Origin of the sequence: Polyangium sp. 15x6 (genome assembly GCF_029960785.1) — a bacterium.
Taxonomy (GTDB): domain Bacteria; phylum Myxococcota_A; class Polyangia; order Polyangiales; family Polyangiaceae; genus Polyangium.
In genome coordinates, this window is the sequence record NZ_JASBQE010000031.1 from 12,446 (window position 1) to 39,308 (window position 26,863).

At 69.4% G+C, this 26,863-nt stretch carries 24 protein-coding genes; 11 read left to right on the forward strand and 13 right to left on the reverse strand.

From position 1 onward, the window contains the following. Positions 1-71 precede the first annotated feature (71 nt). Both QHF83_RS23090 and QHF83_RS23095 read left to right on the forward strand, forming a co-directional pair. Positions 72-962 (forward strand): hypothetical protein, encoded by an 891-nt coding sequence (locus QHF83_RS23090; RefSeq protein WP_282420071.1) that lies wholly within the window; start codon positions 72-74, stop codon positions 960-962. A 9-nt stretch (positions 963-971) separates the two neighbouring features. Continuing rightward, positions 972-2,204 (forward strand): hypothetical protein, encoded by a 1,233-nt coding sequence (locus tag QHF83_RS23095; RefSeq protein ID WP_282420072.1) that lies wholly within the window; start codon positions 972-974, stop codon positions 2,202-2,204. A gap of 10 nt (positions 2,205-2,214) precedes the next feature. On the opposite strand, the gene QHF83_RS23100 is transcribed toward QHF83_RS23095, so the two are convergent. Continuing rightward, a complete protein-coding gene (locus tag QHF83_RS23100; RefSeq protein WP_282420073.1) occupies positions 2,215-3,984 on the reverse strand; it encodes a hypothetical protein in 1,770 nt (589 codons plus the stop codon). Between the two features lie 112 nt (positions 3,985-4,096). Between QHF83_RS23100 and QHF83_RS23105 the strand changes: the two genes are divergently transcribed. Together QHF83_RS23105 and QHF83_RS23110 are read left to right on the forward strand one after the other, a co-directional pair. Next, positions 4,097-4,579, forward strand: coding sequence for a hypothetical protein (locus tag QHF83_RS23105; RefSeq protein ID WP_282420074.1), 483 nt, complete (start codon positions 4,097-4,099; stop codon positions 4,577-4,579). 48 nt (positions 4,580-4,627) lie between these two features. Beyond that, entirely contained in the window at positions 4,628-5,884 is a 1,257-nt protein-coding gene (locus QHF83_RS23110) for a cyclic nucleotide-binding domain-containing protein (protein ID WP_282420075.1), read from the forward strand. Positions 5,885-6,222: 338 nt separating this feature from the next. Here QHF83_RS23110 and boxB read toward each other — a convergent pair whose 3' ends face one another. Next, positions 6,223-7,662 carry a benzoyl-CoA 2,3-epoxidase subunit BoxB gene (gene boxB / locus QHF83_RS23115; RefSeq protein ID WP_282420076.1) on the reverse strand — a complete coding sequence of 480 codons (1,440 nt, stop codon included), beginning with the start codon at positions 7,660-7,662 and terminating at the stop codon, positions 6,223-6,225. After that, on the reverse strand, positions 7,659-9,338 hold the full coding sequence (boxC, locus tag QHF83_RS23120; protein ID WP_282420077.1) for a 2,3-epoxybenzoyl-CoA dihydrolase: 1,680 nt from the start codon (positions 9,336-9,338) through the stop codon (positions 7,659-7,661). The genes boxB and boxC overlap by 4 nt, the downstream gene beginning before the upstream one ends. Positions 9,339-9,423: 85 nt before the next feature. On the opposite strand from boxC, the gene QHF83_RS23125 reads away from it, so the two are divergent. Both QHF83_RS23125 and glgA read left to right on the forward strand, forming a co-directional pair. Continuing rightward, positions 9,424-10,260 (forward strand): shikimate kinase, encoded by an 837-nt coding sequence (locus QHF83_RS23125; RefSeq protein WP_282420078.1) that lies wholly within the window; start codon positions 9,424-9,426, stop codon positions 10,258-10,260. A gap of 4 nt (positions 10,261-10,264) precedes the next feature. Next, on the forward strand, positions 10,265-11,713 hold the full coding sequence (gene glgA / locus QHF83_RS23130) for a glycogen synthase GlgA (protein ID WP_282420079.1): 1,449 nt from the start codon (positions 10,265-10,267) through the stop codon (positions 11,711-11,713). 35 nt (positions 11,714-11,748) lie between these two features. Here the strand turns inward: glgA and QHF83_RS23135 are convergent, their stop codons facing one another. Beyond that, positions 11,749-12,972 carry a DUF3829 domain-containing protein gene (locus tag QHF83_RS23135; protein ID WP_282420080.1) on the reverse strand — a complete coding sequence of 408 codons (1,224 nt, stop codon included), beginning with the start codon at positions 12,970-12,972 and terminating at the stop codon, positions 11,749-11,751. Between the two features lie 158 nt (positions 12,973-13,130). On the opposite strand from QHF83_RS23135, the gene QHF83_RS23140 reads away from it, so the two are divergent. Genes QHF83_RS23140 through recN form a run of 4 tightly spaced genes read left to right on the forward strand, consistent with a single transcriptional unit; the run spans position 13,131 to position 17,585 of the window. Beyond that, complete coding sequence (locus QHF83_RS23140; RefSeq protein WP_282420081.1) at positions 13,131-13,493, forward strand: DUF1232 domain-containing protein; 363 nt, start codon at positions 13,131-13,133, stop codon at positions 13,491-13,493. 12 nt (positions 13,494-13,505) lie between these two features. Beyond that, positions 13,506-14,333 carry a hypothetical protein gene (locus tag QHF83_RS23145; protein WP_282420082.1) on the forward strand — a complete coding sequence of 276 codons (828 nt, stop codon included), beginning with the start codon at positions 13,506-13,508 and terminating at the stop codon, positions 14,331-14,333. Further along, the gene (locus QHF83_RS23150; RefSeq protein WP_282420083.1) at positions 14,330-15,769 is read left to right on the forward strand and encodes a hypothetical protein; all 1,440 of its coding nucleotides are present in this window, start codon (positions 14,330-14,332) and stop codon (positions 15,767-15,769) included. The genes QHF83_RS23145 and QHF83_RS23150 overlap by 4 nt, the downstream gene beginning before the upstream one ends. A gap of 55 nt (positions 15,770-15,824) precedes the next feature. Next, a complete protein-coding gene (gene recN / locus QHF83_RS23155) occupies positions 15,825-17,585 on the forward strand; it encodes a DNA repair protein RecN (protein WP_282420084.1) in 1,761 nt (586 codons plus the stop codon). A gap of 306 nt (positions 17,586-17,891) precedes the next feature. Here the strand turns inward: recN and QHF83_RS23160 are convergent, their stop codons facing one another. From QHF83_RS23160 to QHF83_RS23170, 3 genes are read right to left on the reverse strand one after another with little or no spacing between them, the layout of a single operon-like run. After that, entirely contained in the window at positions 17,892-19,418 is a 1,527-nt protein-coding gene (locus QHF83_RS23160) for an FAD-dependent thymidylate synthase (RefSeq protein ID WP_282420085.1), read from the reverse strand. Between the two features lie 15 nt (positions 19,419-19,433). Beyond that, positions 19,434-20,255, reverse strand: a complete 822-nt coding sequence (gene map, locus QHF83_RS23165; protein ID WP_282420086.1) for a type I methionyl aminopeptidase — start codon at positions 20,253-20,255, stop codon at positions 19,434-19,436. Further along, a complete protein-coding gene (locus tag QHF83_RS23170) occupies positions 20,252-20,845 on the reverse strand; it encodes a cobalamin ABC transporter substrate-binding protein (RefSeq protein ID WP_282420087.1) in 594 nt (197 codons plus the stop codon). The genes map and QHF83_RS23170 overlap by 4 nt, the downstream gene beginning before the upstream one ends. Before the next feature lie 188 nt (positions 20,846-21,033). On the opposite strand from QHF83_RS23170, the gene QHF83_RS23175 reads away from it, so the two are divergent. Further along, entirely contained in the window at positions 21,034-21,873 is an 840-nt protein-coding gene (locus tag QHF83_RS23175; RefSeq protein WP_282420088.1) for a hypothetical protein, read from the forward strand. Positions 21,874-21,948: 75 nt separating this feature from the next. Here QHF83_RS23175 and QHF83_RS23180 read toward each other — a convergent pair whose 3' ends face one another. From QHF83_RS23180 to QHF83_RS23205, 6 genes are all read right to left on the reverse strand, one after another. Beyond that, the gene (locus QHF83_RS23180) at positions 21,949-22,215 is read right to left on the reverse strand and encodes a NifU family protein (protein WP_271919358.1); all 267 of its coding nucleotides are present in this window, start codon (positions 22,213-22,215) and stop codon (positions 21,949-21,951) included. 41 nt (positions 22,216-22,256) lie between these two features. Continuing rightward, complete coding sequence (locus QHF83_RS23185) at positions 22,257-23,576, reverse strand: M28 family peptidase (RefSeq protein ID WP_282420089.1); 1,320 nt, start codon at positions 23,574-23,576, stop codon at positions 22,257-22,259. 13 nt (positions 23,577-23,589) lie between these two features. Then, positions 23,590-24,450: a hypothetical protein gene (locus QHF83_RS23190; RefSeq protein ID WP_282420090.1), complete on the reverse strand. Its 861-nt coding sequence runs from the start codon at positions 24,448-24,450 to the stop codon at positions 23,590-23,592. A gap of 41 nt (positions 24,451-24,491) precedes the next feature. Continuing rightward, positions 24,492-25,652 (reverse strand): hypothetical protein, encoded by a 1,161-nt coding sequence (locus QHF83_RS23195; RefSeq protein ID WP_282420091.1) that lies wholly within the window; start codon positions 25,650-25,652, stop codon positions 24,492-24,494. Next, positions 25,652-26,329, reverse strand: coding sequence for a hypothetical protein (locus tag QHF83_RS23200; RefSeq protein WP_282420092.1), 678 nt, complete (start codon positions 26,327-26,329; stop codon positions 25,652-25,654). Before QHF83_RS23200 ends, QHF83_RS23195 begins: the two co-directional genes overlap by 1 nt. A 62-nt stretch (positions 26,330-26,391) precedes the next feature. Next, positions 26,392-26,856 (reverse strand): serine/threonine protein kinase, encoded by a 465-nt coding sequence (locus QHF83_RS23205; RefSeq protein WP_282420093.1) that lies wholly within the window; start codon positions 26,854-26,856, stop codon positions 26,392-26,394. Between the last annotated feature and the right edge of the window lie 7 nt (positions 26,857-26,863).

The following is a 26,863-nucleotide window of genomic DNA, read 5'->3' on the forward strand; positions in this document are numbered from 1 at the left end:
TGCAATTCGTTCGAATGTCGCGGGCCGGGTTCCTGCTTGACACCCAAGGCCCCCTCGATTCTCCTCGAAGGATGTCCCGCGCCTCTCTCCTCCTCGCATTCGCACCTCTGGCTGCCGCCGCGCTCCTCGTCGCTCCGGACGCGTCGGCAACGAACTACTCGCTCTGGATTCACGGCCGGAACACCGGCACGGCGACCAAGGCGGGCACGTACACCGATTTCTCCTACTGGGGTTCGTCGGCGACCGCGGCCGGCATCAACAAGAAGGCCGTCAACTGGGACGGCAAGAGCCACATCTCCGAGCAGAACTTCCGCATCCGCGACGCCCTCGATTGCTACTGTACGGGCGCGAACTGGTGTTACATCGCCGCCCACAGCGCCGGCGACGCCCAGATCGGGTATGCGCTCGACAAATTCGGCGGCTCGACGCGCAGCATCAAGAACGCGACCCCGTCCTCGAATGGCACGTGCGGCAATGCGGGCGGCACGCAGACCGGCTGGAACATCCACTGGGTCGACGTCGCGAGCGGCGCCGGCGGCGGCAGCGAGCTCGCGAACATCGGCGCCTGGGCGGTGAGCGACGCGCTCACGGACGACCTGAAAACGGCCACGATGCGCGCCCTCTACGACCACAACCAGACCCGCGGAAAATGGTTTTACATGTTCGCGGGCGCGAAGGGCACGCTCTACTCGGCCACGCTGGCCGGCCAGGACGACGAGGCGGTCGGCTACCACTCGACCGGCGGCGTCTCCGTGACGGGCGGCTTCTGCAACGCGGGCGACCTCTTCTGCGACGGTACGCTCACGACGGGCTCGGGCGCGACGAGCAACGGCAAGGCGAAATGGTCGTACCACAACGTCGAGCTCGTCGACACGTCGGAGCAGTACAACCATTACGCGAACGGCGCCTGGGCAGGTATCATCGCCCCGGTGCGCACCGACATGGTCAACTTCGCCAAGTAAGCCCGCCGCGTGACGAAACGCTCGGCAGGAACGACGGCCTCCCCGCGGCCGGGACGGCGGCGCCTCGTCATCGGGGCGGCCGTCCTCGCCGCGGGCCTGCTGCTCTTCTGGCAACGCGACCGCCTCTCGCCGCGGCGCGCGCCCTCCGAAGACGAGATCCTCGCCGCGGCCCCGGCGCACTCCGCAGGGTCCGCGCCTGGCCGCGACCAGAACGGCCCGAAGCCACGCTGGATGCCCGCCGCGGGCGAGGACGGGGCGGAGGAAAGCGCGCGTAAAATCGCCGAAAAACGCCTGGAGCGAGCACGGCATACGCTCGAAGGGTATGTGCAGGCGACACGTTACCCACCCGGCGCGCGCCCGCTTTCGGAAAAACCCGACCTCCAAAAGCCGCATTCCGTCGCGAAAAACACGCTGCCGCTCGCGCGCCCGGATCACAAGCTCACGGACGCCCGCGTGACGCTGGAGCAGGATCGCATGTATCTCGTGGGCGACGAGGCCGCGCGCCTCGTGGTCTCGTGCACGACGAGCGACGGCCCCGCGCGTTGCGAGGTCCTCCGGGCCGAGGCCCGCGTCCCGGAGACGATGCCGCAAGCGAGCACGATGCCCCCGGCCCGCGTCGCGTTCGCCGACGAAGGCGCGGGCGGCTCCGCGATCGCCGCGCTCTTCGCCCCGGCGAAGGAAGGGTTCGGCGGGTATCACGGCCCCATCGCGGTGAACCTCGATCTGCGTATCGAGGGCGAGGAAGGCGCCGCGCAATTCAACCTCGTCTACACGCCCGCGCCGCCGGCGCGCTTCACGGGCGACGTGCGCGAGGTCATCGAGAACGGCTCGCTCTGCTTGTACCTGCGCCTCGCGGTGGACAAACCGGGCCGTTACGTGGTCGTGGGCCGCGTGGACGACGCCGAGGGAGACGGATTCGCGTACCTCGAGCACAACGATCCGCTCGGCGCGGGCGCGCAGGAGGCGAAAATGTGCATTTTCGGCAAACTCGTCCTCGACGAGCGAGCGAAATCGCCATTCGTGCTGCGCGACGTGGAGGCGTACCTGCTCAAGGAAGACACCTACCCCGACCGCGAGCTCGTCCCGGGGCGCGACGGGCCTTTCCACACGACGAAGGCCTATCCGGAGAGCGTGTTTTCCGATGCGGAATGGCAGAGCGAGGAGCGCGACCGCCACATCAAGGAGTTCACGAAGAACGTGAAGGAGGCGGAGGGCGAGCTGGAAGCGGCGGGCGGGCCTTAGTCGCGTCGCGTCATTGCGGCGGCTCGATCTGGAACACGTCCCACGCGGGCGTGTGGTTGTTCTCTTCCGGGACCTGCGACGTCACGTAAAGCGCGGGGTACGTCTTGTCGATCACCTCGGAGCCGTCGGCCTGCACGGTCGTCACGACGCCGCTCACGAAGAGCTGCGGATTGTTCAGATCGCGCCGCTTCGAGCTGAACGTCAGCCAGTAATACTTTTTCCCGTTGAACCCCTCGGCGCTCGGGGCCCAGCGCGGCCAGGAGTTCGTGAGGCCCGGGCTCTTCCGATCCACGCAGGCCGGCGGATCGTTGCCCGCCACGCGCACGGCCTCGCCGCCTTTCGCAGGGACCACGAGGACCTCGGCCATCGGCTCGTCGTACGAATCCGCCCAGTTCACGCCGTCGGCCTTGTATGGCGCGAATCGATTGAACGCGAGCAGCGTGTCGCCCGGCGAGATGACCGGGTAAAACTCCACGAACGCCGGATCACTCGCGCCGGGCAGCGGCGTCGCATTGCCGCCTTGCCGGTTGTTGAAGGGCACCGTGTAGATGTCCATCGTGGTGTCGGCGTCCGAGATCCCCGTGATGACGCCTTCGCCGCCGGCGGGCGCCGTCGTGTAAGCGATCGTCGTCCCGTCGTGCCACCACGTCGGCGACGCGACCACCGCGCGTCCGTCCCCCACGCGCGGCAAGATACCCCAGCCAGTCGCGGGATCCTGCGCATGGAGGTCGGTCCAGGCGAGCTCGTACCTGTTCCCCGTGAGCGCGGGATCGAACATCACCGTGATGGCCACGGCGTCCTGCGCCGTGTAATGGGCCCCGGAGAGCGTCGGCGCCGTTTGCTTGTTCCGGCCGAGCAGCCCGAGCGCCACGGCCGAGACCTGCATCTCCGTGGGCAAAGCCGCCGTCCCGTCCACTTTCCGCGCCGAGACGGTCCGCGTCCCGATCGACGCGTCGCGCGTGAAAAACGAGAGCGCGCCGTCCGGCGACGAGGCGTGGCAAGCCACGCACGTCGTGTCGCCACCCACGATCTCGGGCGAGAGCACCGTCGTGACCTGGGTGTCGCCGATGGAAAAACCCTTCAATGCGGTCTTGCCCGAGCCCGGCGCGCCCGTCGTCCAGTAGACGATCGATCCCGGCGCGGCGACGGGCGCCACGTGCACGACGCCCTCGGTGCCGACGAACGGTCCAGCGACGAGCTGACCGCCGTCGATCTGCGCGCTGCGCACGGCCATCTTGATGTCCCGGCCCGCGCTGTGCCCCGCGAGCCCGGACCAGATGTCCGCGGGAATCGTGTACGAGGTGGTCGTCGTGTAGACCACGAGCTCGTTCACCTGGTTGTCGACCCCGAGCCGGAGCTCGAAGACGTTGTGCCCCGCCGGCGCGATCCATTCGAATCGCAGCGGCGTCCAGTTCGTCGGGACGAGCGCCTCCATCGGCGGCTCCGCGACGCAAGGGCCGCCCTGCGGCTGCGCGGGCGTGCCCTGGAAGAGCTCGGGTGCCTGCGCAGGCACGCCCATGTCGATTTGAGGGCCGGCGGGGAAATCGAGGAACGGTCCGTTCGGATTGGGGCCGCTGCCGATGAAGTCGCCGCCTTCCCCGCCCGCGCCGGCCGAGCCGGCCGAGCCGCCCGAGCCCGAGGCGCCGGCTCCGCCCGTTCCCTGGGTCGCAGACGAGCCACCACCGCCGTTCGAGGAGCACGAGACCCCAGCTGCGCCGAGCGAGGCGGCCGAGGCCAAGGCCAAGAAGAGCGCGATATCGCGCCGAAGTTTGGTTTTCATGGTGGGATGATCGGGAGCCACCGGCCGGCGTCAAGGCTCGGGCGCAGAGCCCGCCCGATTGCGACAGGATTCCCGCGGTTGACACGCGCTCGCCCAGCGCCACGGGACCTACATGGCGGCGAGGGGGAGACAGCGATCGATCATCGCGCTCTCGGGCGGCGTGATCGCGGGCATTTTCGCGGGAATCGTGGCGAGCCTGTACGGGCTCCTCTCGACGGTCGCGCGCGGCGGCGATCCGTGGGTCGTGTTCAAGTGGGCTTCGGCGCCGTTCCTCGACGATCGCGCATTCGCGCCCGGCTTCGACGCGGGCGCCGTGGTGCTCGGCATCCTCGTGCATTTCGCCGTGTCGATCGCCTGGGGCGCGCTGTTCGGTCTGCTCGTCTTCGGCGCGAACGTGTTCCGAACGCTCGTGTTCGGCGCGGCGTACGGCGTGATCATCTGGTTCGTCATGTACAAGGCGGTGTTGCCCGCGGTAGGCCTCGGCGCGATCGCGGAGCGCGTGCCCGTGGGTCCGGCGATCCTCGAACACGTGATCTTCGGGCTCGCGCTCGCAATCGGGTTTCTCCCGTTCCAACGACGCGCGCCCACGGTTTGACGCGTAGCGCCTTCCGAAGCGGCCTTCGCCTCGACTAGGATGCGGGGCATGCCTCTCACGGTCACGTCGCAGGCCGCGACGCACGTCGGTCGCAAGCGCAAGCGCAACGAGGACAGTCACCTCGTGGACCCCGACCTCGGCCTGTACATCGTGGCCGACGGCATGGGTGGTCAGGCGGCCGGTGATGTCGCCTCGCGCCGCGCGGTCGACGTCGCGCGGGCCTACGTGGCCGACCGAGTCGAGGTGCTGACGCGCTTTGCGGAGAACCCGTCGCAGGAGAACCGCGTCGCCGCGCAAGAGCTCGTCGCAGCGGCAATCCAGGCTGCCTGCGCCGATCTCTGGAGCATGGCCGAGAACGACCCGAAGCTCCGCGGCATGGGCACGACGATGGTGCTCTTCGCCGTCGCAGGGGATCGCGCCGTGGTCGGGCACGTGGGCGACAGCCGCGCCTACCTCCTGCGGCAGGACGTGGCGAACCGGCTCACCGAGGATCACACGATCGTCGCGGCCTCGATCAAAAACGGGACGATGACGAAGGAGCAGGCGAAGATCAGCGCCCTGCGCAGCGTGCTCACGCGGGCCGTGGGGACGCAGGAGTCGGTGCAGGTCGACACGCTGCTCGTGGAGATCACGCCGGGCGACCTCTTCCTGATCTGCAGCGACGGCCTGCACGGTTACATCGAGGACGAAGAGGTCCCCTTGCTCTGCGCGAGCGTACCGGACAACCTCGCGGAGCAGCTCATCGACTTCGCGAACGAGCGTGGCGGCCGGGACAACATCACGGCAATCGTGCTCTCGTTCCACGGCGCGACGGCGGAGGAGCCCGAAGCGCTCACGAAGCACGAGGCGCTGCGCGGCATCCCGCTGTTCATGCACCTCACCTACCGCGAGCAAGCCGAGATCCTCGCGATCTCGGAGGTGAAGAGCTACCCCCTCGGCGCAGCCATCGTGACCGAGGGCGAGCCCGGCGAGGACCTGTACGTGATCCTGCGCGGGCGCGTGGCCGTCGAGAAGGACAACGTCGCAATCACGACGATCATGACGGGTGGTTATTTCGGCGAGATGGGCCTCGTCGACGACTCACGGCGCTCGGCCACGGTGCGGGCACTCGAGTCGGTGCGCACGATGGTCATCACACGAACGGACATGATGAACGTCATGCGACGCGAGCCAGTGCTCGCCGTGAAGCTGCTCTGGAGCTTCGTGCAGGGCCTCTCGCAGCGTCTGCGCACGGTGAACACCGAGCTCTCCGAAGCCCGCGCCGAGCTCTTCGAAGCACAAGGCGTCGCGCCGTACACGTCGTAGGCCGAGCGGTGGGGCGCCGCGCCGGGGCGCTGCCCCGGACCCCGGCAGGGGCTATCCGCCCCTGCACCCGGACCAGGCACGGCCTGGACCGAGGGGGGAAGAACTGCGCGATGCGCAGTTCTTCCCACGGGCCCGTGACAAGACCACGAAGGTCTTGTCCACACGTCGACGAGGGAGAGCAGGATCGTTGGTGGTCTTGTCAGCGGCTGTTCGATGAACTGCGCATCGCGCAGTTCATCGACCCCGAGTCCAGCGCTTGCGCTGGTCCGGGTCCCGGGGCGGACAGCCCCGGGTGGGGCCTGGGGCAAAGCCCCAGCGACGCGGCCTCAACCCGAGCCTCAAGCCGTGCGCTTCACGTACTCGAAATCGACCGGCCGCCCTTTGATGCCGTGCTTCGGCGGCGCGATCCAGTTCGCCATCTGCTTCGGATCGTAGATTGGCGCCGTCATGAGGCTCTTCACGTAGGCCTCGTCTGCCTCGCTCGGCAGCCACTCGTCGCGACGACGCTCCCAGTCTTCCTTCGTGAGGACGTTGCCCTGCACGTCGAAGTAGAGCCCGCCGTAGATCCCCGTGCGCCGATGGAACCTTCGGCTCGGCAGCGTCAGCCGGTACGAGATCCCCGCCTCGGCGAGCGCGCGGTTCCACTTGTCGACTCCGCGCTGCGCGTCCTCGATGTACTCGTCGCGCAGCACCTCGTTCATCGCGTTGCGCAGCGGCACCTCTTCGCGCCGGAAGCTCGTCACCACGCCGGGCCCCGCGGTCACGGGCACGTCCATCGGATAGACGCCGTCGACTGCGCGGTGATCCTCGTAGCTCTCCTCCTTCGCGCGCCCTTTCAGGCTCGACGCGAAGAAGTTTGCCGCGTTCGACGAGATCTCGCCGCCGAACAGGTCGAGCGACACCGAGTACCAGAAGTTCAGGTACTTCTGCATCGTCGGCAGATCGATCCCGCCCTCGGCGCGCGCGTCCTCGTTCTTGTTCTTCTTCATCAGCTCCGCGGTCCGCTGCACGATGCGCAGGATGCCCGTCTCGCCGACGAACATGTGATGCGCCTCCTCGGTCAGCATGAACCGCGTCGTGCGCGCGAGCGGATCGAAGCCGCTCTCGGCGAGCGCGAGGAGCTGGTACTTCCCGTCGCGGTCCGTGAAGTACGTGAACATGAAGAACGACAGCCAGTTCTGACACGGCTCGTTGAACGCCCCGAGGATCCGCGGTTTGTCGGGGTTGCCGCTCCTGCGCTCGAGAAGTGCTTCGGCCTCCTCGCGGCCGTCGCGGCCGAAGTAGCTGTGGAGCAGGTACACCATTGCCCAGAGGTGCCGGCCCTCCTCCACGTTCACCTGGAACAGGTTGCGCAGATCGTAGAGGCTCGGGCACGACTGGCCGAGCAGACGTTGCTGCTCGACGCTCGCGGGCTCGGTGTCTCCTTGCGTCACGACGAGCCTGCGCAACACGTTGCGGAACTCGCCGGGCACGCTCTGCCAGACGGGCTCGCCCATGTGATCGCCGAAGCCAATCTTTCGATCGGACACGGGATCCGTGAGGAAGATGCCCCAGCGGTAGTCGGGCATCTTCACGTAGTCGAAATGGGCCCAGCCCTCGTGATCGACGCTCACGGCCGTGCGGAGATAGATCTGGTCCTCCTGAAAGCCCTCGGGACCCATCTCCTTCCACCAGTCGATGAACCGCGGCTGCCAGGCTTCGAGCGCCCGCTGAAGCTTCTTGTCGGACGCGAGATCGACGTTGTTCGGAATACGCTCGGAATTGACGACAGAGCTCACGTTCGCCTCCAGTCGAATTCGGGTCGCTCGGGCCGGCCGTACATCGTGAGCGCGCCCCGCTCGCCGACCGCATTCGGGCGCTGGAAGATCCAGTTTTGCCAGGCCGAGAGACGCCCGAAGATCTTCGTCTCCAGCGTCTCGGGCCCGGCGAAGCGCAGCGAAGCCTCCATCCCGGTCAGCGCGTCGGGCGACAGGCTCGCGCGCTCCTCGACCGCGATCCGCACCTCGTCGTCCCAGTCCATCTCGTCGGGCGTGAACGTCACGAGCCCGAGCTTTGCCGCGCTCTCTGCGTCCACCAAGGACGTTTGTCCTTCCAGACGCTTCACGGCCGAAGGATCGTGGAGGAATCGCGTCTCGAGGCGCGTGAGGCCGTTCGGCATCGGGAACGGGCCGAAGTTCAGCGGCGAGAGGCCGATCACGGGCGGCTCGTCCCCGCCGTCGAGCATGTACGTCCGGTCGCCGGCGAGGGCCAGCTCGAACAGGCTGCCCGCGAAGCACGAGCCGGGCTCGACCAGCGAGAACACGCTACGCGCCGTGAGATCCAGGCGCTTCAGGGTGCGGCGCATCTTGAGCAGGATCTCGCGGGCGAACCAGTCGTCGCGCAGCGCGTGGAGCGCCTTGTCCGCGGCGCGCACGGCCTCGGGATCACCCTTCGTCCGGAGCAGCACGAGGCCTGCCTCCGGATGGTTGAAGCGCAGATCGAGCAGCGCATCGTCGATCTCGCGGAACACGCGGAGCGCCCACACGTCGGAGCCGCTCTTGTGCAGCGCCTCCGCGGTGGTCTCCGGCGCGCCCTCGGGCGCGCGCACCTCGAGCTCGGCGACGCGCGTCTGGCTGTCGACGACGAGCGTGACGTACTTGTATTCGGCCTTCGACTTGCTGCCGTCCTCGGAGCGCTTCACCTCGAGCGGGACCAGCGTCACGCCCGGGCCCTGCTTGTCCTTCGTGCGCGCGGCGATCGCGTTTGCCTCCTCGATCACTCCCTGATCGAAGCGGCTCTTCGGGATCGAACGATCGACGAGACGCCACTCCTCGGCGCGCTTGCCGCGAACGCCCTCGGCGAGTGTGCTGAACACGTCGGCGAGATCGCGGCGGACCTTGCGTTTGTCGACGAGGCGCGTGAGCCCGCCCGTGCCCGGGAGCACGGCGAGCAGCGGTGTCTCTGGGAACGAGACCGCGCTCGATCCATCGTCGCAGAGCAGGATCTTCTCACACGCGAGTGCCAGCTCGTAACCACCGCCCGAGGCCACGCCGTTCAGCGCGGCCACGTAGTGCTGGTCGCTCTCGCTGCACGCCTCTTCGAGCGAGAGGCGCGTCTCGTTCGTGTACTTGCAGAAGTTGACCTTGAAGGCGTGCGTCGACGAACCGAGCATGTAGATGTTCGCGCCGGCGCAGAAGATGCGCGGCTGACCGCTCGTGACGATCACGACCTTCACCTCGGGATGCTCGAAGCGCAGCCGCTCCACCGCGTCCGCGAGCTCGATGTCCACGCCGAGGTCGTAGCTGTTCAGCTTGAGCGTGTAGCCGGGGCGCATCGGCGCCTCCTCGACCACATCCATCACGAGCCGCGCGATCGCGCCGTCGAACGACAGCTTCCAGTGCTTGTACCGGCTCGGATGTGTCTCGAAACGGATGGCGGGCGCCTTGGCCCCGCTGCTTTCACTCTCGATGCCCATCGCCGAAAACTCCACCACCGGGGCGATGGAGTGTCAAGCAATATACTGCTTGTTGGATCTTGGTTCATGAAATATAGTGCATGACGTGGCGGCCCGAAAGAAGCCCGACGCGGGTGCAGAGGAAGCGGAAGGCACAGGCTCGCCCCTCTTGCAGGCGCTCGGCGAGCGGGTGCGCGAGCGGCGGCGCGCGGCGGGTTTGACGCTGCGGGATCTCGGGGCCGCGTCGGGCGTGAGCGAGCGCTTTCTGGTGCTCGTCGAGGGCGGCAAGGCGAACGTGTCCGTGGTTCGCCTCGACGCGATCGCGCGCGCGCTCGATACGACCGCCTCGACGCTGCTCGCGAGTGCTCCCACGGAGCCGCCGCGCGCGGCGGAGAAGGGCCCGCTCGTGGCGCTGCTCGGCCTGCGTGGGGCGGGAAAAACCACGCTCGGGAGCCGCGCGGCCGCCCGGCTCGGTTTGCCCTTCGTGGAGCTCGACAGCCTCGTCGTGACGCGGGCCGGTATGAGCCTCACTGAAATCTTCGAGATGCACGGGACCGCGTACTTCCGCAGGCTCGAACGCGAGGAGCTCGAGCGGCTCGTGGCGCGCGGCGTGCGCGGGATCGTCGCGACGAGCGGCAGCCTCGTGACCGATCACGAGACGTTCGAGCTGCTCTGCCGCGAGGCCGTGACCGTGTGGCTGCGCGCGCGCCCGGAAGACCATTTTCAGCGCGTGATCGATCAGGGGGACGCGAGGCCGATGGCGAGCCGGCCGGCGGCGATGGAGGAGCTCCGCGCGATCCTGCGCGCGCGAAGGGCTCTCTACGAGCGCGCGGCCCACATCATCGACACCTCGGCGCTCGGACTCGAACGCTCGATCGACAGGCTCGTGAAGATCGTCAACGCGGCGAGCCGTGGTAGGCTGCCGGCACCGTCGGTCGGTTGAACGCATGCCCCGCCTCCGCATCCTCAACGTCGTCTCCGAGTGCGTCCCTTTCGCCAAGACGGGAGGCCTGGCGGACGTAGCCGGCGCGCTCCCCATCGCGCTCGCGGCGCGCGGACACGACGTCCGCACGGTGATGCCGCGCTACCGCGTGGCGAAGAAACACCCGGCCAAACGGCTGCCGATCTCGCTCGGCGTGCCCGTGGGCGGCGGCGAAGCGTGGGGCGCGGTGTGGGAGGCGCGGCTCGGCGAGAGCACGTCGCGCGTGTACCTGCTCGAGCACGACGAGCTCTACGATCGCAGCGGCATCTACAACGATTCGAACGGGGACTACCGCGACAACCTCGCGCGCTTCACGTTCCTCTCGCGCGGGGCGCTCCGGCTCGCGCTCGCGCTCGGGTTCATCCCCGACGTCGTGCACGTGCACGACTGGCCGACGTGCCTCGTGCCGATTTACATGAAGACGCTCGACGCCCGCTCCCCGCTCGGCGGCGCCGCGTCGGTCCTGACGATCCACAACATGGGCTATCAGGGCTGGTTCGGCAAAAACGAGCTCTACCAGACCGGCCTCGGCTGGGACGTCTTCCACCACCGCGCGCTCGAGTCCTACGATCGGCTGAACCTGCTGAAAGGCGGCATCAACTTCTCGACGATGCTCTCGACCGTGTCGCCGCGGTACGCGCTGGAGATCCAGACGAGCGAGGGAGGCCACGGGCTCGAAGGCTCCTTGCGCGAGCGCGGCGGCGACGTGCTCGGCATCCTGAACGGGATCGACGACGAGATCTGGAACCCCGCGACGGATCGGCACCTCGCCGCGCATTTCGACGCCGACGATCTACAAGGGAAGGCCTTCTGCAAGGCGGAGCTCCAGCGCGAGATGGGGCTCCCGGTTCGTCCCGACGTACCGATCATCGGCCTCATCAGCCGGCTCGTGCACCAGAAGGGCATCGACATCTTCGCGGGCGCGCTGGGCACGCTACTGAACCACGACGTGCAGGTCGTGGTGCTCGGATCGGGCGAAGGCTGGGCGGAGGATCTCTTCAAGCGGCTCAGCCACTCGACGGATCGATTCCGCGCATACATCGGCATGAACGACGCGCTCGCGCACCGCATCGAGGCGGGCGTGGATCTGTTCGTCATGCCGTCGCGGTACGAGCCTTGCGGGCTGAATCAGCTCTACAGCCAGCGATACGGCACGCTGCCCGTCGTACGCGCGGTGGGCGGGCTCGACGATACGGTCGAGCACATGGCGACGGGCTTCAAGTTCCTCGACCTCTCGCCCTCGGTGCTCGCGGACACGGTGCTCGAAGCGGTATGGATCTACCGCGAGCACCCCGAGCATTTCCGCTCGATGCAGCGACGGGCCATGAAAAAACCGTTTGGCTGGGATTACGCGAGCCGCCAGTACGAGGCGCTTTATCGGCTCGCGATCTCGAGGCATCGCGGCGAGCGCTGAGGCGGGCCCGAGAGCCCGCCCCCGCGACCCTCGCCTCAATGCGCGTGGCCGGCGTGATCGTCGGGATGCTCGACCTGCTGCCCCGGCGTCGGGATCTGCCGCATGGGCGGGCCCGCCTTCGGCTCGACGACCTGACCCTTCGCGGTGAGCGAGCGGGAGAGCGCGCGGTGCTTCGCCTCGATCACCGACGTGAACCCGTTGACGAGCGAGAGGAACGCGTCGGGCTCGATCCCCTTGTCGCTGATCTTCGCCTGGGCCTCCTCGGCTGCCTTCTGGAACGCGCTCAGCGGCGGGACCGTGATCTTCGCCCACGGATCGTTCGGGTTGTTCGTGCCGAACGTCTTGATGGCCTCGATGTCCTTCGCGAGCGCCGCGACGCCCTCCTTGTAGGCGGCCGCGTCGATCTTCTTCGCGAGCACCGACAGGACGAGCGTGCGCGCCTTTTCGTAGGCCGTGAGCACGAGCCGCTCGCCCTCGTCGAGCTTCGCCATGTCGACGGGGTGATCCTTGCGCCACGCGGCGATCGTGCTCCCGAGTTTGTCGGCGGTCTCGTCGAGCTTGGCGAAGTCGGCGACGAGCTTCTTGTGCAGCTCCTTGCCGCGCTCGAACTTGTCCTTCGAGTACTCCTCGCGCTGGTAGTACACGCTGGCCGCGGCGATGTTGCGGCTGAGCTCCAGGGAGAACGGGGCGAACGTCGCGAGCGCCGCGTCGACGTCGGGCATCGGCGGCTCCTTCAGGCCGGCGGCGACGGTGCAAGCCCGCGCGTTGCGCTCGTGCGGCGCGCGCATGCCCATCTCCGCCATCTTACGGCCCGCGTGGACGCTCGGCGCGCCGGAGGGGCCGGGGCCGGCCGAGGGCGCGGGGCCGGCCGAGGGCGCCGCGGAGCCGCCGGGCTTCGGCGGAGCCGCAAGCGTGGGCGGGGCCGGCGGCATGGAAGAGCCGGGGATGCCGAAGCTCGGGATCTTCTTCTCGCTCGGTTCGTCCTTCCCGAGGCTCGTGAGGTAAGCGTCACGCGCTTGGCGCAGGGTGAGCGTACCGAAGTAACAAACCTCGAGGCGGTAGTCCTTCATCGCCTGCGGGTCGAACTTCGGGACGGGCGCGATCGGACTGCGCAGCGGCAGCTTGCCCTTCCCGCTCGGCAGCGCCGCCGTCGACGGCTTCGCCTCCGGCGCGGGCGCGGGCGGCTCGTCCTTCTTACAGCCTACGGCCAGGGGAGCGAGCGCGAGCACGAACGGAAGAAAAGACCGCAGCCGGATCATGAAGACATGCCTCCTCGAAGACGACCTATGTCAGGGCATTGGCCCCGGCGAGGTCGGACCGGCATCATGCCCGACCAGCACGGACTTTCAAGCGTGGCCCCGTGGCGATCCTGCGCCCGCCCCTTGCGGCCGCGCGCAGCGGAATCATGTTGGCCGTCGTGAAAAAGACCACCGACCTGCGCCCGCAGAAGCTCGAAGGCAAGAAGGTCTCCGGAAAAGCTCGCGGGCTCGCGCTCGTGCCCCTTCTCCGGGATGCGCCAGCGGCTTGGCGGCTGCTCCGCGACCGGGAAGCCGCGCTCTGGGCGAAGGCGCTGGTCGTCCTTTCGGTCGTTTACTGCGTCTGGCCCCTCGATCTCGTGCCCGACGCCGTGCCTTTCATCACCTGGATCGACGATGTGGGCGTGGTGCTCCTCTTCCGGCTGATCCTCCACCGGCAACTCGGCCGGTACCACGAGCCCCGAGAGGAAATCGTGGCAGACGTGCGTGGGCCTCGATCCGGAGCCGATGTCCGCGTAGCCTGAACGCGGGTTCCCGTGCGACTTCAACGTTTCACGCTCGACAATCTCCGCATCGAGGACGAGCGCTCGTATCGACACATCGGCCTGTACGCCGAGCTCAAGCGCGCGCTCGTGCGTGACCACGTCGCTTTTCTCGTGCCGAAGCCCGGCACGCCGGAAGCGCGGTGGGATCGCGCGCTCTTCTTGAACCTCACGTTCTGGTCGCCCGACCAGCCCGGCGACGTCCTCGACGGCGACGCGATCCACGCCGACGTGGTGATGCACGCGGGCTGGCATCACGTCACGCGTCGCGCGCTCGAGGCGCTCGGCACGACGGCGAGTCAGAGCCCCGAGGCGCTCCTGCTCGGCGAGTCGATCGCGAGCGCGTTCGATCTCTACCTCGTCGGTCGCTTGCTCGGCCACGCGCCGGACGCCGCGTTTCTCGAGACGCAGGTGCCCGCGATGGCCGAGGTCGCGCAGCAAGCCGGCATGCCGGAAGACGCGTTCGAGGCGATGCTCGACGAGGTGTCGCAGGACCCGGACAAGGCGTTCGAGGATCTGCGCGAGCTGCTCTTCGACGCGAGCACCGCGCTCGTGCGCGCGCCTTCCGTCGAGGAAGCCGCCGAGAGGATCGCGCGTTTCGACACGCATCGTTTCGGGCCGCTCCTGCACCACTACGAGCTCTCGACGTGGATCCTCTACGCGCGCGCCTACGCCAAGGATCTGGGCGCGCCGGATCCGCAAGTGATGGCCGTCGACGCGGCGCTCCGCAGCGCGGACGTCGCGCTCGATTGGCTCGAAAAGCACTGGATCTCCGGGGTCTCGGGGGCCGGACCCGACGGCGACGAGGTTCTTCCACGATGAGCAACAAGAAAAACGACACGACGACGGCGGCGGGCAACGTGGAGATTCCGCCAGAGACGATGAAGTCGATCCCCGAGCGGACGAGCGTCTTCGACCTCGACGTGTCGGCCGAGGTCGTGACGGTGCCGCCGCCCGCGCTCGCAGGCGCCGACAACCCGAAGATCCCACCTCCGCCGCCGGCGCCGCGCGCGAAGGCGGCCTCGCAGCCCGCGCTCGCGAAGACCTCGGAGCCGGTCCCGACCACGACGAAGAGCACGACGACGTCGAAGGACGACGACGACAGGCCCTCGTTCTTCGAGGTCTTCGACGTCGAGAAGCACGAGGCCAAGCACGCGCAGCCCGAAGCCGCCCCGGAAAAACCCGCGGACAAGGCGGCACAGCGCGGCTCGAAACCCGATCCGCGCGAGATCAGCCGCAGCCGGAAGATCGTCGACGAGGATCTGTTCAACCTGAGCAGCAGCCTCTTCAACAACCAGTCGCTCACGCCGCTCGTGGCGCCCGACGTGTCGGCGCTCGGCGTGTCCGCACTCGGCAAGGATCTCACGACCGCGCCGAAGCCGGCCGAGGCCGCCGCAGGAAAAGCCGACGCGGCGAACAGCGGAGGAGCGCTCTACCTGGCCGCGCCGCCGATCACGGCGCCGCCGGCGCCTGCGACGAAGTCGTCGATGGACGCGATCGATCTCGACGTCGATGTCGCGGCCGCGAGCGGGAAGCTCGATCGCAAGCGCCTCGGGATCGGCGTCGTGGTGGTCGCGGCCCTCGCGGGTCTTGTGTTTTTCGCGGTGCAACAGGCGTCGACGACGACCGAGGAGCCGACGGCCGCGGTGGGGATCGAGTCGACGACCTCGCCGAGCCCGGCGAACGACACGGTGCCCGCGCTGCAGACGGCGAACACGAACCAGGCGCCCACGCCGACCACGAACACCCCGACGTCGAAGGCTGGCACCGAGGCGCCCGCGGACAAACGCGCCCCTTCTTCGACAGAGGCGGCGGCGAAGGGCGATGGTCGCGACAAACCCGCGGCGGGCGGCGACAAACCGGCCGAGAAGACGCCGGAGACGAAGCCGAACGAGGCGGCATCGGGGAACAAGGCGCAAGATCTCGCGGCCGCGATGGCCGCGGCGAACAGCAAGCCCGCTGCGCCCGAGGCGCCTTCGGGCGGCGGGAACGAGTTCAACAGGGGCGCCGCGTCGTCCGCGCTCGGCGCCGCCGCCGGCAGGGCCGCGGGCTGCAGGGCGCCCACGGATCCGAGCGGCACCGCCCGCGTGAGCGTCACGTTCGCCCCGTCCGGCCGCGCCACGAAGGCGCAGGTGAACGGTCCGCCGTTCGCCGGCACGCCGACCGGCGGCTGCATCGCCGCGGCGTTCCGCAGCGCCTCGGTCCCGCCGTTCTCCGGCGATCCCGTGACGGTGAGCAAGTCGGTCACGATCCGCTGATCGTCGCGCGGAACGCGTCGACGTTTCTCGCCGCGTTCTTTATCCTCCCGGCCCCGTGCTGGTCGCCCTCCGCGTCAAGAACTTCGTCCTCATGGATTCGCTCGAGCTCCGCCTCGAGCCTGGCTTCAACGTGCTCACCGGCGAGACCGGCGCGGGCAAGTCGATCGTCGTCGGCGCGCTCTCGCTCGTGCTCGGCGGCCGCGGCAACGCCGAGCAAGTGCGGCCCGGCGCCGACGAGGCCGAGGTCGAAGCGCTCTTCGATGTGACGGGCAGCGAGCGGCTCGCGACGGCCCTCGAAGCAGCCGGCGTGTCCTCCGGCGGCGAGCTCGTCATCCGCCGCGTGGTGCAGCAAAACGGCCGATCGCGCGCGTACCTGAACGGGCGTCTCTGCACCGCGGGCGAGCTGCAAGCGCTCGCGTCGGAGCTCTGCGACGTGGCCTCGCAACACGAGAGCGTCGCGCTGACCGATCCCTCGACGCACCTCGGTTACCTCGATCGTTTCGGCCGTCTCTCGACCGCACGCGAGGCGCTCGCCGCGGAGGTCGAGAAGCTCGAGAAGGTCGTCGCCGAGATCCGCGAGGTGCGCGAAGCCGAGCGCGGGCGGGCCGAGCGCGAGGCGTTCCTCGGCTTCCAGCTCCAGGGCATCGACGCGGTGTCCCCGCGGCCCGGCGAGCTCGAAGAGCTCGCGGCCGACCGGCAGAGGTTGCGCCACGCCGGCCGGCTGCGCGAGCTGACCGAGCACGCCGCCGCGCGGCTCGATCAGGGCGAGCACGCGATCTGCGACGAGCTCGCGAAGCTCTCGAAGGATCTGCGCGCCGCCGCGGATCTCGATCCATCCCTCGAGGCGACGGCGAACTCGCTCGATGGTTTGTTCTCCGAGCTTCGCGAGATCGCCCGCGAGGTCGATCGATACGCCGAGCGCGCCGAGGCGAACCCGTCGCGGCTCTCGGAGATCGAGGACCGCATGTACCGGCTCGAAGGCCTGCTCCGGCAGCACGGGCCCACGGTCGACGACGTGCTCGCGGCGCGATCGCGGATCGCGGCGGAGCTCGAAGGGCTCGGCAACGTGGAGACGAAGCTCGAAGCGCTGGAGCACGAGCGCGATCGGCTCTTGCGCGCGGCAGGCGAGCGCGCACGGCAGCTCTCGCAGAAGCGGCGCGAGGCCGGCGAGAAGCTCGGCGCGTCGATCGGCGGAGAGCTCGCCGATCTCGGCATGGGCGGCGCGCGCGTGATCGTCGACGTCGCGCCGCTCTCGGGTGACCGATCGGAGCTCGTCGTCGACGGCGCGCGTCTCGGTCGCGACGGCATCGACCGCGTGGAGTTCCTCATCGCGCCGAACAAGGGCATCGAGCCGCGCCCGCTGCGCAAGATCGCCTCGGGCGGCGAGCTCTCGCGCGCGCTGCTGGCGCTCAAGCGCACGCTCGCGGAGTCGGGGCCGGCGGGACTTTACGTGTTCGACGAGGTCGACGCCGGCGTCGGCGGCGCGGTGGCGGACAAGATCGGCCGCGCGATCGCGGACGTGGCGCGGCACCACCAGGTCCTCTGCATCACGCACCTCGCCACGATCGCGGCGTTCGCGGACGCGCATTTCGTGGTGTCGAAGCAGGTCGACGGGCCGATCACGAAGAGCACGGTCAAGCGCGTCGAAGGCAAAGATCGCGTCGCGGAGGTCGCGCGCATGCTTGCGGGCGCGAAGGTCGGCCCGAGCGCGCTGAAGGCGGCCTCCGAGATGCTGGACGAGGCGAAGGCGCGTTCGGCGGCCGCCGCCGCGAGTCCGAAGCGCGGCGGCAAGGGCCGCGCTTCTTCTACAGCGTAGCGCCGGGGTTTCACCCCGGACCCGACCAGGGGCTATCCGCCCCTGGACCCGGACCAGCGCAAGCGCTGGACCCGGGGCGACAGCGCGCGATGCGCGCTGTCGACAGGGAAGGCGTCCCCAGCACGTACGGCAGCGCTGTTGTCTCGATGGGCAAGGCCTTTGTGGTCTTGCCACGGCCTCTGTTCGATGAACTGCGCATCGCGCAGTTCATCGACCCCGAGTCCAGCGCTTGCGCTGGTCCGGGGTGCAGGGGGCGGACAGCCCCCTGCTGGGGTGCGGGGCAACGCCCCGCGCATCCCGTGGGGGTCAGGCGCGCGAGAGCGTGTAGTCGCCGAGATCCACGCGGACGAGACCTTCGAGCCAGGGGTGCACCGCGATCGCCGCGCGGAAGAGCCCCTGCGCGATGCGCCGGTAGCTCGCGTGCCCTTGCCGCGCCGATCGCAGCTCGATCACGTGGAAAAGCTCGCGCAGGTTGAGCGTCCAGAGCGTGCGGATCCGGAAGCCGAGCGGCACCGCGTACTGCGCTTCGAGCGGCCGTTGGCTCTCGAGCACCTCCCACGCGTCGCACGCTGCGACCATCGCGTCCGTGTAGGCCCGAGCGAGCTCGAGCTCCTCGAGCTCCGCGGGCGTCTCGAAGCCGAGCCGGCACGTGAGCCGCTGCGTCGCCGGCAGGAGCATGCGATGCCTCTGCAGATCTCGGTACGCGCCGTAATCGAGCATCAGCTCGAACGTCATCGTCGTCGCCTCGAAGCCACGCGGCACAGGATCGTACGCGCCGCGACGCGCGAGCGACGCGCGCACGACGTCTTCGAGCTCGCGCGACGTCGCGTGCCGCATCGCCTCCGTGAGCCCGCGGGCGTGCACGTTCGGCTCGCTGCTGTCGTACGCGAGTGCGAGCACGATCCGTTCGAGCGCGTCCTTATCGTGACGCACGAGCCGCACTGGCTGCCCGACCACGTTCGTCGCGCCGGCGTCCCAGGGGCCGGGATCGTAGATCGAGCGCAGCTTGTCCCCCACGTCGGCCCGCTGCGCGGATCGGTGCTCGCTCCGCGCAGCGTACTTGACGAGGGTCGGCGTCACGGTGCGCGCGGCCGCGTGCATGCCTGTCGCGATCTTCCGGACCTCCGCGAGCGGATGCGAGAGCATCTTCGTGAGCAGCGCTTCGAGCGCGCGCGCGTTCGCGGTGAGACCGAGGTTCGTCCGCGTCCCGGCCGGCAGGAGCCCGCGCAACAGATCACAGGCATGCGCGCGGATCGCCGCTGCATGCGCTGCCTCCGACGCGCCCGGCGGACGCAGCACGCGCACGCGCAGCGCATCCATCACACGCGCCATGAGATCGACGTACGTCGTGAAAAGGCGCTCTGCGCTCGCGCGGTACGTCTGGCCCAATGACCCTTCGAGCTCGGGCAGGTTCACGAAACTGTTCCGATCGAAGACCACGTAGCGCGTGCTCTTCTCGGTGTACGAGCCGAGCCTGAGGTCCTCGATCACCTTCGAGGCCACGATGCTCACGTTCTCGATCGCGAGGTGCACGACCGCGTGCTCCGCGACCGACGCGTGCCCGTAGCCAACGACCCACTTTTCGTGGAACGCGCGCGCCTTCTCGGTCGCGAGCCCGAACGAGGGGCGCGTCGTCACGCCCTCCTCGACGTCGAGCTCCTGATCCGCGAGCAGGCGCGCGAGGTTCGTCCGCAGGTCGTCGCGGCTGCGCGAGTAGTAGGCGAAGAGGACGGCGATCACCTCCTCGGGCAAACCCGAGAGTGCGAAAACGTCGTCGGTCAGGCTGGAGACGTACGGCGCAATGCGGCCACGCGCAGCTTCATCGAGGGACATGGGACCGAAGGTCCGTTAGCGCGTCGTGGCCGCGGCGGCGACCGAAAACACGTCCCCGAAGATCTCGCTGTTCGCGAGCTTCCTGCTCCGACGCGTGAGCACCTCGCAGCCGTTCTTCGTCACGACCAGCGTGTGCTCGAACTGCGCGGAGAGCGATCCATCCGCGGTGACGGCCGTCCACTTGTCCGAGAGGACCTCCACGTCGTGGTGGCCGAGGTTGATCATCGGCTCGATCGTGAAGCACATCCCGGCGCGCAAGCGCATGCCCGTGCCGCGCTTGCCGACGTGCGAGACCTGCGGCGCCTCGTGGAACACCCGGCCGATGCCGTGCCCCACGAACGCGCGCACCACCGAGCAGCCCTCGCCCTCGGCAAACTCCTGGATCGCCGCGCCGATGTCCCCGAGCCGCGCGCCCTCGCGCACCTGCGCGATCGCGAGCTCGAGCGAGCGCCGCGACACCTCGGTCACGTGCTTGGCCGCGGACGAGGGTTTGCCTACGTAGAACGTCGCCGACGTGTCGCCGTAAAACCCGTTGTAGATCGTGGTGACGTCGACGTTGATGATGTCGCCGGGCTCGAGGACCCGCGCGCCCGGGATGCCGTGGCAGACGACCTCGTTCACCGAGGTGCACACGCTCTTCGGGAACCCGTGGTAGTTCAGCGGCGCGGGCCAGCCGCCGCGCCGAACCGTGTCGTCGTGGACGAAGCGGTTGATGTCCTCCGTGGTGATCCCCGGGCGGATCATCTCCCCGACGTCGAGCAGCGTCTCCGCGGCCATCTGGCACGCGGCTCGCATCCCTTCGACTTCCTTCAACGTTTTGATGCCGACGTTGCTCACGATCCCGACAGCTCCGCGAGGGCGAGGGCATCCGTCACGGCAGCCGCCACCTCGGCGGTGTCCGGCGACAGGTGCCAGTGAAGCCTGCTCGGCTCGTCCCCCTCGCCGGCGAAGCGACGGAGAAAGCCAATGAACGACGCGCCACGAAGGCGCATGTCGAACGCCTGCGCGACCCCGTAGGACGGGGCCGTTGGGCCAATGACGAGCTCGAACGCCGTCTGCTCGAAGGCCGGCGTGCCGAACGGCGGCGCGACGACCTGGAGGACGAGGCGGTAGGTGCGGACCTCGGCCAGCGACTCCACGGTCACCGTGCTCACGCGCACCCGCGAGACGAGCTCGGAACCACGCGCCCGCTCTTTCAGGAGAGGATCCTTCTGCGCGTTCGAGACGTCGGCGCCGAGGCCGAGGGCGGCCGCGTCGACGACGTCGTCGAAGAGGACCCGGTCGTGCCCGAGCCAGGCGGGATGCGCGGGGGTGGTCGTATCGCCCTGGACGCCGGCGGCGCCGCACCCGGACACGAGCCCCCCGAGGGCCGCGCCGAACGCGACCGCTCTGGCCCGCCTGGCCGTTCGCGTCGAGGGCTGCGCCATTGGGCCTGCACGTAGCACGTCCCCTCCGATCTGTCAGTGCTGGCAGGCTCCTGCCTCGATCGGATCCTTTTCCATCGATCCGGCGCGGGCTCCGTCCAACCCCCCGAAGACCTCGGCGGGCCCCTTTTCCCGCAGAATCTGGTAGATCCCGGTTGCCGGCCGCGGGCCGGCGGGGCGGAGGATTGGAGATGAAGGTGAACAAGCTTTGGGCAGCGCTCCTCGCGACCACGTTCGGCCTCGCGGCGACGGCAACCCCGGTGGTGGTCGAGGCGCAGGCGAAGAAGAAAGCGGCGGCTGCGCCCGCCATGACGGGCCCGGCCGTCGCCAAGAAGCCCATCGCGCTCGACCCCACTTCGCTGAAGTGGGGCATGAACACGAAGCAGGTCGGCGAGGCGATCGACAAGCAGCTCGACGAGGAATACAAGCCGCTCTACCAGAAGGTCTCGCCCGGCGTGAAGATGCGGGAGCTCGACGCGGCGCTCCTGGAAGAGAAAAACGCCTTCCGCCGCAGCAAGATCGAGTTCGGCAAGCTGCCCACGGCGCTCGACTCGACGGCGCTCCGCGGTGAATACAGCTACCTCAACAAAGAGTGGATCCTGACGCTCTCGCGCAAAGACAAGCCGACGCGTCACTTCTTCTTCATCCAGGACAAGCTCTGGAAGATCATCGACGAGATCAAGCTCTCCAAGGGCGGGCCGCTCGGCGCGAACTTCCAGGAGTCCGCGGTCAAGCTCTCCACGACGTACGGCACGCCGGGCCGGATCATCCCGCCGAACCCGGACCTCGGATGGTTCGCGACCGTCATCGACTGGAAGGACGCGACGACGCACGTGCGCCTCATCGAGCGCGGTGAGACGGCGATCGCGATCGCGTACGAGGACAACGCGACGCTGCAGAACATCGAGTCGCTGCGTCCGAACAAGCCGAAGCAGGAGGACGCCATCGATCCTGCCGTCGCTGCCGCGATCCGCGGGCCCGACCCCGAGCCTGCGCCTCCGCCGCCCGCCGACAACAAGAAGAAGAAGTGAGCCGACGAGGGCCCCGCCAAACGCGGGGCCCTTCGCTTTTCAGGGGGATCAGCGTCACCTCCGCAGGCGCGTCGCTCAGGTGACGAGCGACGCGCCTTCGGGGATGCGGATGCCGCTCGTCACGACGACACGCGCCGAGGGCGCGACCGCATGCACGGCCGGCTCGATGACGCCCTTCGTGGTGAGGTTCGCGCCAGGGCAACCCGCGCACATCCCAGCGAGGTGGAGCGTGATCTGGTCGGGCTCCACCGCCACGAGGTACAGCTCGCCTTGATCCGCACGCACGAGCGGAGCGATCACCTCACGGCAAACCTTGAGCATCTGGTCGATGTTCGCGGGCATCGTCTCGAGTTATCTCCGGGGCCGAACGTACCACGAAGCGATCAGAGCGTGAAGCACACCGGAAAACGATAGAGCAAGCATTGCAGGCGGAAGCTCGCGCGCTCGATCGCCCGGGCGTCCTCGGGGGTCCACACGTGGCCCGGCTCGGCCATGGCATCGAGGCGACCCCGATCACCGAGGATGCGCACCGCGGAGATCGGGCTCGTGCCAGGGATCGAGCTCCACGGCTTGGCGGCCGCGTCGAAGGCGAACCGGAGGGTGTCGCGATCGGCCGCGAAGTCCTCGCCGCGCGGGTCGAAGGAGAACGCGGGCGGCGACGCGGCGAGCGCGGCGACGAGCGCGGCGATCCAGCGCGAGGTGCGCGCCATGCGGTCGTAGTAGAGCGTGTCCGGTAGGTCCGAGGCGCGGTGGTAACGAGGTGTGCGGCCGCTCGAGAGGAAGAGGAACGGGACGCCGTGGTCGCGGAAGACGTCGTAGTCGGAGAAAGGCTGCGGCGCGTAGCCGGGGATGTTCTCGACCGCGTGGATGCCGAGGCGGCGAACGTCGAGCCGAGGCTCGCGGACAGCGTCGACGATCGCCGGGAGGCCGCGGGTCTTCTCGGCGCCACACGCGAAGATGGTGTCGGCCGTGCGGCGCCAGACGACGCCGCCGATGAGGTCCATGACGAGGGCGAGGCGAATCGAGGCAAAGCCGCCGATCTCCTTGGGGAGCGTGGCGACGAAGCGCTGCGAGCCCTGGCGCGGGGTGTTGAAGTAGGGCGACTCTTCGGTGTTGAAGAAGGCGACCGCGATGCCGTACGGGCGCGGGCTCTGCGTGAGGAGCGAGGGGATCACGCCGAGGAGGACGGCGACGGCCGCAGCGTTGTCGTCGGCGCCGAGGAGGAGGCCTTCGTCGGTCTGGCCGAGGTGATCGAAGTGCGCGCCGAGGACGATGGTGCCGCGCGGCTCGCCGGGGCCTTCGGGCGGGATCCATCCGAGCACGTTGTGCCCGAGCGGCGAGCTTGGCTCGGCGAGCGGCGCGAGGTAGCCGCCGAGCGACGGGAAAGGTTTTACGCCGGCCGCGGCGAGCGCGTCGGCGAGGTAACGCGCGGATGCGGCGTTGCCCTCGGTGCCGGGAACGCGGCCGCCCCACGCGGGCGCGGCGAGCGTCTCGACGTGCGCGCGGAGCGTGGGCGAGAGCGGGTCGGTCTGCGGAAAATCGCGGCCCGAGAGCTCACGCACGCCGACTTGATCGAGGACGAGGAGGAGCGCGACGGCGAGGACGACGAGCGCGGCGATGCGACGACGACGCGAGCGAGGCTTGCGCGGCGCTTTCGCCGCGGGATCACGGGCCGGAGGCGCGGGCGGGGGATCGCTCGCCACGACGAACCACGCTTCAGACCGAGGAGGCGATCACGGAGAGGATCGTGCCCTCGCCGAGATCGGGCATGCGCTGGGCCGCGACGCCGTACGAGCGGTTCGTGATCTCGATGGTGCCGCGGAAGGGGCCGCTCTGCGTCTTGTTCGCGAGATCCAGTCCCTCGACGGCCTGCGCGTTGATGTCGGGCGTGACGGGCGCGCCGTAGGCCTTCCCGTCGCGGACGAGGAAGACGTACACGATGGGGACCTTCTTCTGCTTCTCGCGCGCGGCGCGATCGAGGAGCTCGCGCTTCGCCATCTCCTCGAGGTGAAGCGCGAAGCGGCGGAAGGACCAGCCGGTGACGAACATGCCCTTCACCTGGCCTTCCTTGTCCTTCACGGGATGCGCCGCGACCCACTGCGTGTCGGGACCCGTGCGCACGCCGCGCATCTCCTGCATCTCGCCCCACGCCTCGACGAGGCCCGCGCTCGGCTCGAGCGCCTTCTTCAGCGAAGGGAACGAGGAGAGGACCGACTTCTGCGCGAGCAGATCGGGGTCGGCCTCGCTGCGCAGCGCGATGCCCGTGGTATCGACGAAGGTGAAGAACGTGCTCTTCGCGATGTCGAGGTCCTTCACCGACGCGCGCGCCCCACGGATGGCCTTCTGCAGGGCGACGAGGTTGGCGCCGGGATCGCTGTCGACGATCTCGCCGAGCTTCTTCGCTCCCTCGGGCAAGCCGCGGCGCACCTGCGCGGCGTCCTCGTTCGCGACGGGCACGAGCTTGTCGAGCACGTAGCCAGCGGCCTGCTCCTGCTCCTTGCTGTTGTCCTCACACCCGGAGAGCGTCGCCACGAGGGCGGCAGGGACGATCAGAGAAGCGAGCCAGCTCGAACGCATCGGGACCTCATGCGCAAAAACGCGCGCGCGGGTGCATGCTACTAGAATGTCTCGGGAGTGACGAAGACGATCTCGACGCGCGCGTTGCGCGCCCGATCGCTGCCCGCAGGATCCACGACGGGCGAGGCCGCGCCCGCGAGGACGACGTCGACGCGCGGCGCGTTCGCCCCCCGGAGCGCCGTCGCGACGGCATCGGCGCGCGCCTTCACGGCCGCCTGCTCCTTCGCGGAGGGCTCCTTGTCCTGATGCACGACGACCGCGAGCGGGAAGCGCGGGTTTTGCGCGGCGAGCTTGCCGAGCCGCGTGATCTGCTCGGTCGCGGCGGGCGTGAGCTTGTCGCCGGCGAAGAGGTTGCGCAGCGTGATCACGATGCCGCGATCGTCGCGCGACGGCGAAAACGCCCGCGTGGCGGAGATCTCGCCGAGGAGCGCGTCCCCCGCGCCGGGCGCGCGCGTGACCGGGGTCATGGCGCGGCGCATGCCCGTGAGCGCGGAGAGGCAGGTCGAGCGGCCGCGCGTGGCGAGATCGATCGGCGCAGGGCCCGCCTGTGCGAGCGACTCGTCGAGCTTCTTCACGATGAGCTCTGCCTCGTCGAGCTCGGCGACGAGCGCCTCGCGGGTCGGCGCGCCGATGGGCGCGGGCGTATCCGCCTTCGGTGCCGGGACCTCGGGCAAGAGCAGGCGCGCCGCCGTGCAGAGCATGCGCGCTTCGAGGGCGAGCGAGCGCGCCGCGGCGACGCGGGCCTTCTCGCGCGCCGCATCCGCGGGGCCGGACGGCGCGACGGGCTGCGCGTCGCGGGCGACCTTGATGCGGGCTTCGAGCGCCGCGACCTCGGCGGTCGCGCGGCTCTGCTCACCGTCGAGCGACGAGAGCTCGGCCTGTCGCGAGGCAAGCTCGGCCTCGGCGCTCTTTGCGTCCGTCTCCGCGCGCGCAACGCGGGCAAGCGTGTGAGCGTGGGCGTACGCGGCGAGCGCCCACTCGGCGTGAAGCTGCGCGCCCGCGACGTCGCCGGCCTCGTATGCGGCGTGCGCTTCTTTCCGGTGCTTTTCGGCGCGCGCATACGCGAGCGGCGCAAGATCACGCGCCTCCTTCGCCGCTGCGCCCTGCTGCACGGCATCGACCTCCGAGAGGATCGGCGGGCGCGGCACCGGAGCGCACGCCGAGGCGAGCGCGACGAGCGCCGCGAGGAGCATTCGCTTCATCACTTCCCCTTCCCCTTCTTGGGGACCGCGGCCGCGCCGCCGCCGGCCTTCTTCGGGGCCTTGGCGTCGTCCTTCTTGGCCGGTTTGTCCTTGCCCTTGCCCGCGGCGATGCGCGCGTCCTCGGCCTTCCCGGCGGCCTCGCGGGCCTCTTTCTCCTCGGCCGTCGCGCGCTCGAGCTCGGCCTCGGCGCGGCCTCTTCGGGCCTGCGTCTCTTCGAGGAGCGCGCGCGCGCGCTCGGCCTGCGTCGAGGCTTCCTTCGCCTTGTCGGCGACGGCCGCGGCCGCCTGCTCGGCCTCCGCCGCGCGGAGCAAATCCCTCGCCGTCTCCGCCCATTCGAGCGCGAGCCCGTCGAGGAGCCGCGCGTGCGGAGCGTCCCCCGACGCGCGCGCGCCGTGCGCCCGTTCGAGCGCCTTCTTCGAGCGCGTGACCGCGTCCGCGACCGCCTTCTTCGAGCGTGGATCCTGGGCCTTGGCTTCGACGTCCTTGAGGATCTGGAGCGCCGTCGCGCCGTCGCCCGGCGGCGGCGGCGGGACCTCGATCGGCGGGCTCGCCACGCCTCCGCCGTGCGCGTTCGCGGGCGCGGGCAGGAGGAGCGCGGGCAAGAGGAACGCGACGCCGGCGAGCGACCTTGGCCGCGGGCGATCGAGCCTATGGCCGGACGGGAGGAGGTGACGCACCAGACGCGGGGTAGCAAAGGGGCCGAGCGCAAGCAAGGCGACTGTCCGCGCTCGGGGGCCCATCAGTGATGGAGGAAATTCTTCACCGACCAGTCGATCTGCTCGGCGAGCCGCTGCATCTGCGGCCGAGCCCCGCCCGCTTCGAGGACGAACACGCGATCGTCGGTCACGAAGATCGTGAGGTAGTAGAGGTACGGCTCGTCCCCCTCGTCGTGGCCGAAGCGGAGCTGCGTCCCCGCGAGGCCGGCGCGATCCTTGACCTCGCGCTTCTCGAGCAGCGCGTAGCCGCCCATGTCGCGCACGCGGTTCTCCAGGGCGCGCACCCAGAAGGCGCGCTCGCCCTTGGGATCGTTGTCGAACGCGCGGACCCCGAGCACCACGCCGTCGGCCGTCGTGGCGCGGTACTCGGCGCGGCCATACCGATCTTCGAGCTCGACGAAGCCGGGCGGCGTGGCCGGCTCGAAGGGACGGCAGGCCGAGACGAACAGCAGAGCGAACAGAGCGATGGAGTCAAATCGAGCTCGCACGAAATAC